Below are 13,823 nucleotides of genomic sequence, written 5' to 3'. Positions count from 1 at the left end.
GAACGCCGCGTCCGACCTCTCCCCCGACGATGGTCGGGGGAGAGGTGAATGGGAATGGACGCTGCCCCGAGCAAGTGCTCGCAAGATGCCCATTAGGTTGAGGTTTTTAGGAGTCATAGAGCTTCCTCCTCTTCGACGGCTGGCACATTCTCGGCATCATTCTGTTCCGCGTCCGCCGGATTCTCTTCCGATGTCGCGTGGTGCAGTTTCCACAGCAAGCGGTGAGCATCTCGGTAGCGGGGGGCCAATTCCAACGCCATCAGTGCATGGTGTTTCGCGGGGAAGGACTCGTTTTGTTCGTCGTAGGCATTTGCCAGACGGAAGTGCAACGCCGCAGGATCCACTGGATCCAATGCAAGCAGCGCCGACAAAGCTTCCACCGCCAAATCTTGGCGATCGAGTTTTTCGGCGGCGGTTGCGGATGCGAGATGGAATTCGGGCAGCAAGGGCTGGATCGCGAGCGCCTGCTGCGAGGCGTCCAAAACGTTTTCCCATTGCTCTTCAGATTGGCCAATATTGATCCAACGCCGCAAAGCCGGCAAAGCATCGCTGGATTGTGCCAAATTGTCTTGAATCGCTCGGATTTCTTGGCGGTCTTGGCCTAATTCACGGTGGGCTCGGGCCAGCCATTCCAGCGGACCGCCGCGTTCGCCAGTGAGCACGCCCAATTGCTGCATTCGAGAAAGCGGGATGAGAGCCTGTTCCCACTGCTCTCCTTCGATGGCGCTTTTCGCCAGTTCTCGCAGGCCCCAGTAGTTGGTCGGGTTCGCTCGAATCCAACCTTTCCAAGTCGCCAAATCACCGCTTTCGGGCAGCGTGTCGCGTGACCAATCGACCAGGCTTCCGAATTGGTTGGCTCGTTTTTTCGCGTAAGTATCGAACTGAGCGTCGAGTCGTTGCAGCGATCCAGTGTGCCGGGTCAAGGCATCGTTGATCGGGATGCCCGCCGACAAATCATCAAGCACTGCCAGCAGAGCGTCATGACCATGTTGTTCGATCAGAAACTCGATCACCAAAGACGATTCGTAGTAAGCGAATTGCAACGCGATCGCGGATGGCGGCGAAAGGAACGCCGCGCTCAAGTCGCTGACCGGAGTCAGATCGTCCGAGAGCAGCATCGATCGGTATTGAGGCGACATCTTCTCCCCCCACGACGGATTGCGTTGGCGTTCTTCGTAGACCGAGATGCCTTCGCTGAGCCAACGTGGCATTCGGTTGTTGGTTTTCTCCAGCGTGACCACGTGACAGAACTCGTGCCACAAAACGCTTTTCCAGTTCGATGGCCGTTCGCCTTGTGACGCGGGGCTGTTCGCCGTGATGACTCGGCCGAAACAAACGCCCAAGTACCCTGCCCCACCCGGCAGACCAAACGTGCGAATGGCAAAGTCGTTTTGGTGCGGGAAGATCTCGACCAAGACCGGTTTGTCCGGCATCACGTCGTACTTCTCGCACAAGACTTGCTTGGCATCCAAAAGCAAGTCCATCACGGCATCGCCATAAAGCTTGGCTTCTATCGCGTCCATTCGGACTTGGATGCCGTCTTGCTTCAGCACAGTGAACTTCGCGGTGCGGTCACGAAGCGTCATCAAGTTGTACGCAACCACATTGTATGGATCTGCTTTGGCCACCTCCCCCGCGATTTCCCAACCGATCTCTTCCTCGCCCAGTCTCAGCATGTCTTGCGCGAGTTGAAAGCTGGCGGCCAAGTGCAACGGATCGGAGTCGAGTGCCAGGTTTTGATACGCAGCACCTTCGGCAAAACGATACTTCTCAGAAAGCTTTCGACCGATCAGGTGATCGACGTGTGGGTTTTGTTCCCAGGTCGACAAGGCCGCGGCACGCATCAATTTTTCGACGTCGTATTCGCCTCTTAAGTGCGAGATGACCGCCATCAAAGCCCATGCCGATGGTTCATGTGGATTGATCTGAAGCATTTGGTTCGCGATGTCTTTGGCCTCGTCGTATCGTTCGCGATCGATTGCTCGTTCGGCCAACCATTGCAGCGAAGGCAGATGTTGTGAGTTGATGCGAAGTGCGATTGCAATTTGTTCGCCAGCGGCCTGGCCATCGCTAGATTCCAACGCTTTGGCCAACAAATGATGCAGGTCGGGAGTTTCTTCCTCCAATTTCAATGCTTCTTGAAGCGTGTTCGCAGCGACCTGGAAATCACCTTTTCGAATCGCCAGTTCGGCGGTGGCCAAATAGGCGTCCAGGTATTCCGGGTCGCGGTCACGCACCCGGTCATAGAACATTTCCAAAACCTCGCGAGCGTCTTCGCCGCGTCCCGTTAGAAAGCGACCCGCGGCGATCAGGTTGTCGCGAGTGATGTATCCCGCGAAAGCACGTTGCATTTGTGCGAACAAGTCCGCTTCTGCCGTGCCGACTTCATCGTGCAAGCCATTGAACCGCAAAACATCCAGTCCCATGTACCGCAGTGCGATGCTGGTTGGGTATCGCTTCAAAGCTTCGCGATAGGTTTGCAAAGCATCGGCGTAGTCACCTTGAGTGAGTTGGCACTGGATCAACAACCGCGGCCAACGTTCGCTCCAGACGCCTCGCTCGACTTCCGCTGCGGCAGTCGTTGCGGCGGCGTCGTACTGGCCATTTCGAAATTGCTGCACCGCGTCGTCGTAGCTGGCCGCGAAAACGGACGCAGGTATGAGGGTGGCTGCAAACAAAATGCAAACAACGAGCAGACAATTGGCTGTCGCAGAAACGGCCCGGCGGAATCGGCCATTTGGCGAATGAGAACGATGGCCCAGGTCGATCACTTCGAGAAGCTGATCGTCGCGGTGGTTGTCAACAAGGAAGCGAGATGCATTCACTAGGACAGGTCTCATGCTTTGGTGCGTGGTTGGGAACGCAGGCGGGAGAGATCGCATTTGGAAATCATCGGTAGGATGATTCTACGCTCTCAGCAACCCGCTCGCACGGATGAAACCCTCCGAGACGCAACCGGTTCCGCTGGAATCGCTACACTGCCTTTGGTGTGGCACCTTCTCGACGCGTTCAATGGCGTTGTGGGCGTGCAGTCCGACGCTGTTCTCTTTTATCACCATGACCTGAAGGATCTCCCGATGAGTGAAAGACGCTATTCCCTCGACCGCTTCTTGGAAAAAACGCGGGACAAAGACCTCAATCAGGGACTGTTTGAACTGGAATCGGACCGAATGTTGGACATCAACCTCAGCGGCGAGGTGTGGACAAAGATGGGTTCGATGATCGCCTACACGGGCAATGTGAAGTTCGAGCGTGAAGGAATTCTGTCGCAGGGATTGGGCAATCTGCTGAAGAAAGCGGTCTCCGGCGAAGGCACGGCGCTCACGAAAGTCAGTGGCAAAGGCTCCGTTTTCTGCGCCGACAGCGGAAAGAAAATCACCATCCTTGAGCTGCAAAACGAAGCGATCTGCGTCAACGGAAACGACCTCCTCGCGTTCGAAATGTCATTGAACTACAACATCAAAATGATGAAGAAGATGACCGCGATGTTGGCCGGTGGGTTGTTCAACATCCGCCTGGAAGGCACGGGTATGGTCGCGATCACCAGTCACTACGATCCGATCACGCTGCCGGTCACACCTCATCAACCTGTCGTGACGGACCCGAATGCAACCGTGCTGTGGTCCGGGCAACTGGAACCTCAACTCAAGACCGATGTGCAGTTCAAGACAATGCTCGGTCGCGGTTCAGGGGAATCGTTGCAGTTTCTTTTCCAAGGACATGGCTTCGTGGTGGTTCAGCCTTACGAAGAAGTTGTGTTCCAAAACCAAAGTTGATTGAAACGTTGAAACTGATTTCATGGAACGTCAACGGCATCCGTGCCTCGATGGACAAAGGTTTTCGTGACTTTGTTGAGAGTGAACAGCCCGATGTGCTGTGTTTGCAAGAGACGAAAGCGGAGCCCGAGCAAGTCGATTTGTCTTGGGTGGATGAACTTGGATACCACCAGGTTTGGAACACGGCGACCAAACGTGGGTATTCAGGCGTTTCCACTTGGAGTCGCGTGAAGCCATCGAAAGTCACCAAGGGGTTGAACATCGAGGAGCACGACAACGAAGGCCGTGTGCTGACGACAACCTTCGATGACTTTCATCTGGTCAACGTGTACACGCCGAACTCACAGCGAGGCTTGGCTCGGTTGGATTACCGAATGCAGTGGGACGAAGCGTTTCTGGACTACGTCAAAAAATTGAATCGTCGCAAACCGGTTTTGTTTTGCGGCGACGTGAACTGCGCCCACAAAGAGATCGATTTGGCAAATCCCAAGGCCAATCGCAAGAACGCGGGCTTCAGCGATCAAGAGCGAGCGGGCTTGGACGCCATCACTGAGGCAGGGTTCATTGACTCGTTCCGGCAATTCCACGATGGCCCGGGCCACTTTTCTTGGTGGACGTATCGAAGCGACGCTCGAGCCCGAAACATTGGGTGGCGTTTGGATTACTTTTGGGTTGCGAAGAAGTTTTGGGATCGTGTCGCCGATGCACAGATCCGCTGCGAAATTCACGGTTCGGACCATTGCCCCGTTGAGTTGACCCTGACGTGAAGCTGCCGCTGCCCTCCGTGCGAAAGCTCTTTCGAGAGCACTTCTCGGGTGAGTCACCGATTCAAATCGATCCAGGACAACGCACGACGCTGATCAAAGAGTGGCGAGCAAAGTTGGAAAAGATCGAGGGCGTGCGATTGACCAATCACCCCGGCGATCGAGATTCGCGATCGCCGACTTGGGTGCGGTTCACGATTCCAGACCCAAATGCATCGCAGACGTATTATCGGTCCGATGAACTACGTTTGGAACGCAACGACCAAGGTGAACTCGAATGCGTGTTTGGAAAGTTTGATCGCGAAATCGCCGGCCCAATTAGCGACTTCGGCGAGGTGGAAAGCTTGGTGGCGGAAGTTCTCCGTCGGTACGTCAAGCGGCACGCGGGAGAAGCAAAACGTGCAAAAGTCCGTTCGATGAAGTCCAAGGCGATCGTCGCTCGCGTCAAGGCACTGGCCAAAGAAGAACAATTTGACTTCGCGACCAGCATGGACACGCAAAAACTGCGTCTGTTTGTGAAGTTATCGAGTCAGCACATGATCGAGATCCACATCCCGTTCACGCGATTCGAAAAGGTTTTGCCGCAATTGCAAGAAACGATCCGGACGCTTCGGTCCCTGTACGACGACGGTTTGCGGTTCAAGATGATCGGATTTATGCAGGCCGATTGGCGAACCGAATGGATTCGGTACGAAGAGTGATTTTTGATTTTGATTTCCACGTTGATTGAGACATTCCTTTGGCTGTTCGAGTTGATGTTCACGAGTTGATTCAGTTGCTCGAAATCACTCCGCCTGATCAAAACATCATGTTGGTGGGGCGGCATGGAATCGGGAAATCACAAATCATCGCCGAGCACTTTTCGTCTCGCGGAATGCGTGTGGTGCCGTTCTTCCTGGGGCAAATGAGCGATCCAGGTGATTTGATTGGATTGCTGCACAAAGACGAAAAGTCCGGCCGAAGCGAGTTTCTGCCTCCGTTTTGGTGGCCAGCGGATGAGGAACCGATTGTGCTTTTCTTGGATGAACTCAACCGGGCTCGACCAGAAATCCTGCAATCGGTGATGGAGCTCGCGTTGAACAAGACACTTGCGGGAAAACGCTTGCCAGAAGGCAGTGTGATCATCTCGGCGGTCAACGAAGGCGATGAGTATCAGCTGACCGATCTCGACCCCGCTCTCGTTTCGCGGTTCAACCTGTATCAGTTCGCTCCGACAGTCGACGATTGGTTGCTGTGGGCTGATCAACACAAAGTGGACGATCGAGTGACCGGATTTGTCCAGCAGCAGCCTCAGTACCTGGATGGCGAAGGGATCTTGCCCGCGGCGGAGGATGTGGATTCGATGTCGGGATTGGTCAAAACACCCGATCGCCGTGGATGGGCTCGCGTGTCCAATATTCTTCAAGGCGTCGAAACGATCGAGCCGGTGCACGTTAAGCTGATTGCCGGTGTGGTGGGATCACCCGCGGCAATGGCGTTCCGCAGAAGCCTTGCCTCGCGATTGCAGGTGTCGCCCGATCAAGTGTTGTTGCAGTCTAGTAAGCACCGGAAAGCGATCGAGAAGATGGCTCTGGGTGAACTGCTGATGCTGAACGAACAATTGCTTGTTCACTTGGTGGGCGATCCTTACGACGATGCGGATCGAACCAAAGCTCTCAAAGGAATGCTGAGCTACTTGAAGCTGCTTCGCAAACGAAAGTTGGATGAAGCGGTCGCTCACTTGGTTTCCATGACGGATCAGCCGAAGTACGAACCGGCGATGGAGTTCTTTGCGGAGTCAATGGAGCTGACGACCTTGTTGACCGAATACGTCGACGGAATCCGAATTCAGTGAGCGACGCAGCGGCCTCCGGCAAAACCGAATCGAAACGAGATGCGAAGGCGCGGGAGCGAATCACTCGCATCGTCGAAAGTTGGTATCTCGTTGATCCGTTGTTGTTTGCCGCTTGGACGCTGCACGAAGTCGTGGCCAAACCCGAGATCGCGACGCTGCGAGTGGCTCACGGTCGCGTTGAGTTCAATCCCGCGTTTGTCTCGTCGCTCAAGCAAGACGAGCTTGGCGATGTGCTTCGGTTCGAAGCGATGCGAATTCTGTTGGGGCATCCGTATGCCAGACGCCAACCTAAAACCGAACTGTCGTATTCGGCCAGCAACCTGACCGTGCAAGAATGCTTGCGCAGCAAGTTGCCGATGCCGCGACCACGGGAAGTCTTGGGCAGCGATACGCACGATCATCAGTACTTTGAATATTACTATCGGCAGCTCGCCGAACGGGAAGGCGATCAACCCGATCCGTCGGAGGATGCAACTCCTGAACCGGAACAGCCGGAGGATTCAAAACCCGGCGAGGACACGGGAGATGCGGATGAAGTCCCAGAAGACGAATCAAGTGATGCTGGCGATTCGGGAAGCGATGCGGCGGCCGAGCGGAAGGACGAAACCGGTGCTGAGTCGTCGACAGAAGAAGCTGAAGACTCCGAGGCCGAATCGAATGAGCCCACGCCCGATTCGCCTTCGATGGAAGGCGCTGCGGACTCATCAGCGGGCAGTGACCTGGAGTCGTATGTTGATCCAAGCCAAACGGGTTCGGAAAACGCGGACCAGTGGGATGCGGATGATTTGCTGCACGAAGAGATCAAATCCGCCGTGGCCGACGCAGCCGAGAATGGTGGTTGGGGAACCTTGCCTGGGCATGCTCAAGAACGTTTGCTGGCAACGCTTCGGCCGCCATTGGACTACCGATCGATCCTGCGGCAGTTCCGTCAAAGTGTTCTGTCGGTCGATCGCCGACTGACTCGAATGCGTCCAAGTCGCCGCTACGGATTCGCCCAGATGGGCAGCCGGTATGACTTCACCACGCGGTTGCTTTTCGCGGTGGATGTCTCGGGCTCGATGAGCCACCGTGATTTGCAAAATGGATTCTCGGTCATCAATCGGTTTTTCCAGTATGGAATTCGCTCGATCGATGTCGTTTGGTTTGATACGAAGGTTCGTTGCGAACCGCTGACGTTTCGGTCGGCGAGACGCGACATCAGCGTCACCGGTCGAGGCGGCACCGACTTGGGTTGCGTGACTCAGTTCATCGATGAGCATCGTGGCTACGACGGAGTGGTCGTGTTCACCGACGGCGATTCGCCCCATCCCAAGCGACCAACCAATCAGCACACACGGATCCTTTGGTTGTTTAACACCCAGGCGGCTTTCCGGAAGTCCGCTGCGGATTTGAAACCGCTTGGCCACGTCGCTTTCTTAAAGCCTTCACGACTCGGCTCGCCGGTTCATTCGACCTAGGTTTGCTTGCGAAGTGCGATCGAAGGGTGCAAGCCAAACATGAATGCGGATTCGCCCGACTTCAACTTTCGCAGAGTGGCAGGATGGGGTTGGTTGAGTTGACCAAGTCATCGATCGTGACGCCGCGGAAAGCTTCTTCGGTCGCGGCGTAGACACGATCGAGTTCTGCATGCAGCGGGCAAAGATCGGTGTGAGACTTCAGGCCGAGCGGGCATTTTCGAATTCGCTCGACCGGAGCAACCGTGTTGACGACGTCCAAGATCGTCAACGTGTCCGTTGGAACGCACAGCTCGTAACCGCCGCCGGGACCCGGGCGTGAACGGACCAAGCCTGCTGCACCGAGGTCTTGCAGCACGCGAGTGAGGTATCGCCGAGGCACCTTGGTTTGCTCGGCCAAGTGATCCGCCGGGACTGGTTTTCCGACCTGGCTGCCCATGCAGGCGATGGCGCGAAGAGCGTATTCGGCGGTTTTGGAAAGCATAGTTGTTTGTTGTGAATTTGAAATCTACATGTTGAAATGCAGATATTGATTCTGTACAGTCAGGTGTACGAATAAGAGTTTAAGCTGGAACCCACGTACGAGCAATCTTCTATGGTCTCGCTGCATTCAAATGGTGCCGCTCCATCCGCCCATGGCCGGTCAATTACCGCAGCAAAATTGCGGGTGATCAGTGGCGGGCTGTTTTGCTTGATCTTTTGGATGGCGTCCTCGGCATCGGCACAGCCTGATTTTGAACGTCCACCGATTGATTACCTCAACGCGGAGGTAAATGATCCCGTCGCCAGGCTAGCAAAACGCATCGAAGCGGGCGAAGTGGCACTGAACAGCGATCCAAAGTTTGGGTATTTGCCGTCAGTTCTCGAGGCCCTTGATGTGCCACTGAGTTCGCAGACGTTGGTGTTTTCGAAGACCAGTCTGCAGTTGCATCGAATCTCGCCCCGGCGTCCACGAGCGTTGTATTTCAACGACGACGTCTACGTTGGTTATTGCCAGCACGGTGATGTTTTGGAGTTCGCTTCCACCGATGCCAAACAAGGTGCGATCTTTTACACCTTGTCCCAGTCCGAAGAAAAAGAACCCGAGTTCGTCCGGGATCGTGGCGGGTGTCTGTCTTGTCACGCGTCGTCGCGAACTCAGAACGTTCCTGGGTTTTTGATTCGCAGTGTTTTCGCCGATGCGGCGGGGCGTCCCAAGCTCGGTAGCGGGACGTTCACGACGGATCACACCAGCCCGTTCGACGAACGTTGGGGTGGATGGTATGTCACCGGATCCCATGGCTCGATGCGTCACATGGGCAATGTAATTTGCACCGATGAGGCTCATGAGTTGGACCGTGAAAGCGGAGCGAACCAGGACGATCTTGGGGAGTTCTTCCGCACGGATTCGTATCTGACGCCGCACAGCGATATCGTGGCGTTGATGGTGTTGGAGCATCAAACGCAAATGCACAACGCGATCACGGCGGCCAACTTCGAAACGCGGCAGGCTCTGCATCAGTCCTACCAAATGAATGAGTTGCTCGAACGCGAACCCGATTTCATCAGCGAGAGTGCGACGCGGCGGATTGAGTCGTCCGCAGATCGAGTGCTGAAGTACCTGTTGATGTGTGACGAGTTCGCGTTGACCGATTCGGTAGCGGGGACCTCCACGTTCGCCAAAGAATTCACGTCGATGGGCCCGCGAGATTCGGAGCAGCGGTCGCTACGTGATCTTGATTTGGAAACACGCCTGTTCCGATATCCGTGCAGCTATCTAATTTACTCCGATTCGTTCACGGAGTTACCGAGCGAAGTGAAAGCTCGCGTGCTGGAGAAGCTGAAAAGCATCCTCAGCGGCGACGATCAGTCGGAGACTTACCAGCATCTGAGCGACACGATGCGTCGTGAGATTCTGGAGATTCTCAAAGCGACCCATCCTGACTTTCAGTAGCTTGTGAAAGCGACGTGGCCGTGCCAGATCGCATCTTGGTTGGCCGCCGGGTGCCGAGGGCCCAGCGACGTCGGGGCGGCTTGCTGTCGGCGCAAAAAATAAGCCGCCAGCTTTTACAAGCAGACGGCTTATTCAGTGACCCCTACGGGACTCGAACCCGTGTTACCGCCGTGAAAGGGCGATGTCCTAGACCGCTAGACGAAGGGGCCGGTTGGTTTGCCAACAAAAGCTGGCGTGCCAACGAGGCGAGTATCAAACCAAGATCGCATGAAGGCGTCAAGGGATACGAGCGTCCGATTTGCTGTGCGACAACAAAAAAGTTGTCAGGAGGCTGAATGTGCCTTCACGAACGTCCAGTGAGCCGGAAATTAACCTACGAAACGTCGTTCGAATCTGCTGGTGCGTTCGCATCGAACGCCTCGTTATTCCGCTGAATCGCGTCGTAGACTTCACGACGGTGAACTGGCACTTCGCGAGGAGCTTCCACGCCGAGGCGGACCTTGTCTCCACGGATTTCCACCACAACGATTTTGATATCGTTGTTGATGACAATGCTTTCGTTTTTCTTTCGCGAGAGTACCAACATGGCTCATTCCTTTTTGCGGCCGCCTGCCTCCTAGTAACAACTGCCTAGTCAACGACGAATAGTGGACAGGTTGTGGAAGGGAGTACGGACAGAGATCCTTGGTCCAACAACTCTAGGACAAAAAACGGTTCGGTCAAGGAAATCCGGGTTGACAAACAGTGAAAAATCTTTCGGTGGTCGCTTGTTAGAGGGGTTCAGGTTGCGAAATGCCCCGTTTTGCTAGCAAATACGAAGTGTCGCGTTTTCGACCCATTCCCAACTCAATTGGCGATTTTCTATCCGATGACTGCTGCTTTTACGTTTCAGACTTACGTTTACGGACCTGATCGGGGGGCGTTTGACGTGTCGATGGAGACCGTCGCAGGCCGATTCGAGGCACTGGAAGGACTGTTTTTTGAATGGGATGGTTCGTTTACTTGGGCCAATCAGTCGCAAGGCTGGCAAATCGATGGCACCGTCTACGACAACGGTCAGGCCATTCAATACGTTGACTTGCATGGCCGTGGTTCATCCGAGGAAGGGCGCCGATTGTTGAGGGAACGCCTGCGAACACTGTTTTCGGTGTTTGCCGATCCGTCATCGATCTCGTTGATGCGGATCCCCGATCGAACATGGCAAGATTTACAAGGTTTTGAAAAAGACGTCTGTTCGACCAACTCCGCTGAGCGTTGATTTATCACCGGCCAGAAAACGGGCGAATTTCAGCGAATGCTGATTGGGTCGCATTTGCCGGCGATTTGCATGGGAAATGCAAAACTTGTTGCGGTGCGGTTGAAACACTTGGAACGTTTTTTCTGGTTTTCGGACTTTTGGCATCCCGGTTGCGTTAGCACCAATCCAGACGCCAATGCCTCGGATGGAGGCATCCAAATCGGTACCGGCGTCAACGTGGTACCGAGCCATATGAAAGCCCCGTTTCAGGAAGAATCGCAATGTTGACCGAAACCATGCCATCGCTCGAAAACGTCTCGATGATCTCAGCTGCATCGCAGAATGAGACAGCACCATCCGACGCCGAGATCACTCGCCGTGTCATGAAGATCCGCAGCAGCTGGAGTGTTGCAGAGCGTTTGCGTCGTCGTCGCGAAGCCGACGATCGCTTTGCTGATCTGCTCGATGCCTTGTCGGCCGACCACACCGCTGCCTGAGATGTGGATTTGTGCACGTCGCAAAATCGGCGACTGCACCAGACCGGTCCTCCGCAAAAAGCGGCAGTCTGTTCCTGATTCAATTGGTGGCGTTTGCCCAAACGTCTACGAAATGGGATCAACGAACGTGACCGGGAATGCCTTTTTCAAATCTCAGAATGTTGTTTATCCAATCCGACCAGAATTGAACGAACGGTATTCGAACTGGCTCCTTGGCCAGTAGAATATTGGTTTTCGTTCTTCAGGGATGTCATTGGATGATTCAAGCTCAAATTGCCATCGTGTTGGGCAAGCTTCCGAAAACCATCGGAGCGTGCGTCTTTGCGATCTTGTTGACCCAAGTTGTCGGAGGCTGCACTCGTCAGCCTTCTGCCGAGTCGACGGATTCTGCATCGGGGGCTCCATCTTCGGAGACCAACGAAGGTCAGTCCGAAGAGACGGATGAGTCGTCCCAGGATGACCTGATGCTTGTTGGAGACAGCAATGCTGCTTCGACGCCTGCATCACCAGCAACCAATGAGCCGAATGGCGCGACCGATCCGCAGCCAAACAAAGACGCATCAGCCTCGATTGACGTGCCGCAAAGCGTCACCTCTCAGCTGGATGGTCGACGGAAGCAACTCGCTCATGATTTGAAACCAGCGCAGCTCCGGACATTTCTCTCGGAAGCAGATATCGAGATGCGGATGATCACGCGTGGTGAGTCAGGCATCGAAGATAGTGCCACCGCATTCAACGAGCTGAAACGCATCGCGACTTGGAAACGAGAAGCCTCGCGTCGATTGATCGAACACGCGGATGCTACCGAAAAGGAAAAGGCGATTGGTCGCCAAGGTGAGCTGCAATCCCTTTCCCACTTGGCTTCGTTGGGTGATCTGAAAGCGGCCGAGAGTCTGCAAACACTGGCGGAGTCGTTGCAAGAGGACTCCGATCCGGATGTACGTTCAGACAGCCAGCTTGTGCTGATCGGTTTCGCGATCGAGGACCTGCGAAACGGAAAGGAAGGTGCTCCCAGTCGAGTGGTTTCTCAAATCGATCGATTGCTGCAATCCAGTTCCGCTCCCGACGCCGCGACGTTGATGGTGATGGGACAAGCCAAAGACGCGTTGCTGCAATTCGAACATGTTGAAGAAGCCGCACGGGTTCGTGCGATGATCCTAGAGGAATTCGTCGAGCCCGCTGAGGCGAACGCCGGCGAGTCCGGTGCGATGGAGGCATTGGTCGACATGGCCCGCCAAGTCGCAGGCCCCAATTTTCAGGTCAGCGAAGCGACATCGCGCGTTCAGCAGCTAATGCAAACTGTCATCAACGAGGCGAACGAAGGCACCGATCCATCCAACTCCGCCGTGTCGACGAGTGATTGGAAGGCAGCGATCGAAGCCTTGGCCGATGAGCAACCCGATCTTCTGACGACTCAGTTTCTGGCGGGGGCAAGTTTGGAGGTAGAGACAGTCGGACGTGCGGATTTGTCCGAAGTGACGTATCAGGTTTTGGATGACAAGTTTGCCGCCATGCAAGACGATCGCGGGAGCGAGGCGAGGACCGCACTTCAGGCCCGTGATAATCGCGAAAAGATCATTGGCAAGACGTTCGATCCGGACCTGCCCAGCACAGACGGTGATGAGCTGTCGATGGAAGATTATCGCGGCAAAGTCGTTTTGATGCCGTTCTGGTCGGCCGCGTTCCCAGACTCGTTGTTGGTCGTCGACAACCTGCAAGCGATCGCTCGGCAGTACCCAGAAAAGGTTGCAATCGTCGGAATGAACTTGGATGTTCAGTCGACAGACGTTCCCGCATTTGAATCTCGCAACAAAATTCCGTTCCCGAGTTTTCGAAGTGTGACGGACCCAGAAGCTTCTGTTGCCAACTCCGTTGCCTACCGGTTTGGCGTGGTTTCTTTGCTGTTTGTGGCAGTGATCGACCAAGACGGCAAAGTGGCGGCCATCGAATTTTCTGGCCGAGATTTGACGCCGGTTGTCGAAAACCTTTTGCGTTGAATTAAGCTGGTTGGACGGACGAGCGCCGTGGGGCAATGAGAAACGACTCGTCTTTGTATCCGTCTGCTAGGTTGCGACCATGCAATTCATCGAACTCACCGGCAAATCGTTGTTGGACGTTATCAACGAAGGCGAAATCGACATGGGCCAGCTCCATGAAGCTGGCGTCAATGGTGACTCCATTTTACGAATCAACAAGTTCGGCGAAATCGAACTGAGGGATCGTCACGAATGGGTTTTGGTCGGCGGTCTGCTCGGGAATTTTGAGGACCGACTGCGAAGGATCACTCAGCTGGATTGGCTGTAGTGAAATTCTCACGAGATGGTTGAT

General features: G+C 54.9%; 13 protein-coding genes and 1 tRNA gene. 10 read left to right on the top strand and 4 right to left on the bottom strand.

The features are described 5' to 3' along the window. Window positions 1-113 precede the first annotated feature (113 nt). Entirely contained in the window at window positions 114-2,840 is a 2,727-nt protein-coding gene (locus tag B2R17_RS05085; RefSeq protein ID WP_286763114.1) for a peptidase MA family metallohydrolase, read from the bottom strand. Between the two features lie 60 nt (window positions 2,841-2,900). Between B2R17_RS05085 and B2R17_RS05080 the strand changes: the two genes are divergently transcribed. The 5 genes from B2R17_RS05080 to B2R17_RS05060 are packed head-to-tail and all read left to right on the top strand — an operon-like array spanning window position 2,901 to window position 7,831. Further along, window positions 2,901-3,776: an AIM24 family protein gene (locus B2R17_RS05080; RefSeq protein WP_286763113.1), complete on the top strand. Its 876-nt coding sequence runs from the start codon at window positions 2,901-2,903 to the stop codon at window positions 3,774-3,776. An 8-nt stretch (window positions 3,777-3,784) separates the two neighbouring features. Beyond that, entirely contained in the window at window positions 3,785-4,543 is a 759-nt protein-coding gene (locus B2R17_RS05075; RefSeq protein ID WP_286763112.1) for an exodeoxyribonuclease III, read from the top strand. Beyond that, a complete protein-coding gene (locus B2R17_RS05070) occupies window positions 4,540-5,241 on the top strand; it encodes a hypothetical protein (RefSeq protein WP_286763111.1) in 702 nt (233 codons plus the stop codon). The genes B2R17_RS05075 and B2R17_RS05070 overlap by 4 nt, the downstream gene beginning before the upstream one ends. 38 nt (window positions 5,242-5,279) lie before the next feature. Beyond that, window positions 5,280-6,374 (top strand): AAA family ATPase, encoded by a 1,095-nt coding sequence (locus B2R17_RS05065; RefSeq protein ID WP_286763110.1) that lies wholly within the window; start codon window positions 5,280-5,282, stop codon window positions 6,372-6,374. Further along, window positions 6,371-7,831 (top strand): DUF2201 family putative metallopeptidase, encoded by a 1,461-nt coding sequence (locus tag B2R17_RS05060; RefSeq protein ID WP_286763109.1) that lies wholly within the window; start codon window positions 6,371-6,373, stop codon window positions 7,829-7,831. The genes B2R17_RS05065 and B2R17_RS05060 overlap by 4 nt, the downstream gene beginning before the upstream one ends. 61 nt (window positions 7,832-7,892) lie before the next feature. Here B2R17_RS05060 and B2R17_RS05055 read toward each other — a convergent pair whose 3' ends face one another. Further along, entirely contained in the window at window positions 7,893-8,312 is a 420-nt protein-coding gene (locus tag B2R17_RS05055; protein WP_007327055.1) for an RrF2 family transcriptional regulator, read from the bottom strand. A gap of 111 nt (window positions 8,313-8,423) precedes the next feature. Here B2R17_RS05055 and B2R17_RS05050 point away from each other — a divergent pair, with 111 nt between their 5' ends. Continuing rightward, complete coding sequence (locus B2R17_RS05050; RefSeq protein ID WP_339889041.1) at window positions 8,424-9,761, top strand: hypothetical protein; 1,338 nt, start codon at window positions 8,424-8,426, stop codon at window positions 9,759-9,761. Between the two features lie 136 nt (window positions 9,762-9,897). Here B2R17_RS05050 and B2R17_RS05045 read toward each other — a convergent pair. Both B2R17_RS05045 and csrA read right to left on the bottom strand, forming a co-directional pair. Then, window positions 9,898-9,970, bottom strand: a tRNA-Glu gene (locus tag B2R17_RS05045). Window positions 9,971-10,134: 164 nt separating this feature from the next. After that, window positions 10,135-10,347, bottom strand: a complete 213-nt coding sequence (gene csrA, locus B2R17_RS05040) for a carbon storage regulator CsrA (RefSeq protein ID WP_007327053.1) — start codon at window positions 10,345-10,347, stop codon at window positions 10,135-10,137. A 282-nt stretch (window positions 10,348-10,629) separates the two neighbouring features. Between csrA and B2R17_RS05035 the strand changes: the two genes are divergently transcribed. The 4 genes from B2R17_RS05035 to B2R17_RS05020 all read left to right on the top strand — a co-directional run bounded on the left by B2R17_RS05035 (window position 10,630) and on the right by B2R17_RS05020 (window position 13,799). Next, window positions 10,630-11,019: a hypothetical protein gene (locus B2R17_RS05035; RefSeq protein WP_286763107.1), complete on the top strand. Its 390-nt coding sequence runs from the start codon at window positions 10,630-10,632 to the stop codon at window positions 11,017-11,019. A 260-nt stretch (window positions 11,020-11,279) separates the two neighbouring features. Continuing rightward, the gene (locus B2R17_RS05030; RefSeq protein ID WP_008657771.1) at window positions 11,280-11,495 is read left to right on the top strand and encodes a hypothetical protein; all 216 of its coding nucleotides are present in this window, start codon (window positions 11,280-11,282) and stop codon (window positions 11,493-11,495) included. 257 nt (window positions 11,496-11,752) lie between these two features. After that, the gene (locus B2R17_RS05025; protein WP_286763106.1) at window positions 11,753-13,492 is read left to right on the top strand and encodes a TlpA family protein disulfide reductase; all 1,740 of its coding nucleotides are present in this window, start codon (window positions 11,753-11,755) and stop codon (window positions 13,490-13,492) included. 79 nt (window positions 13,493-13,571) lie between these two features. Beyond that, the gene (locus B2R17_RS05020) at window positions 13,572-13,799 is read left to right on the top strand and encodes a hypothetical protein (protein WP_007327047.1); all 228 of its coding nucleotides are present in this window, start codon (window positions 13,572-13,574) and stop codon (window positions 13,797-13,799) included. The last annotated feature ends 24 nt before the right edge of the window (window positions 13,800-13,823 follow it).

The sequence above is a fragment of the Rhodopirellula sp. UBA1907 genome, from assembly GCF_002337565.1.
GTDB lineage: Bacteria > Planctomycetota > Planctomycetia > Pirellulales > Pirellulaceae > Rhodopirellula > Rhodopirellula europaea.
This window is presented reverse-complemented; position numbering and strand designations above follow the sequence as displayed.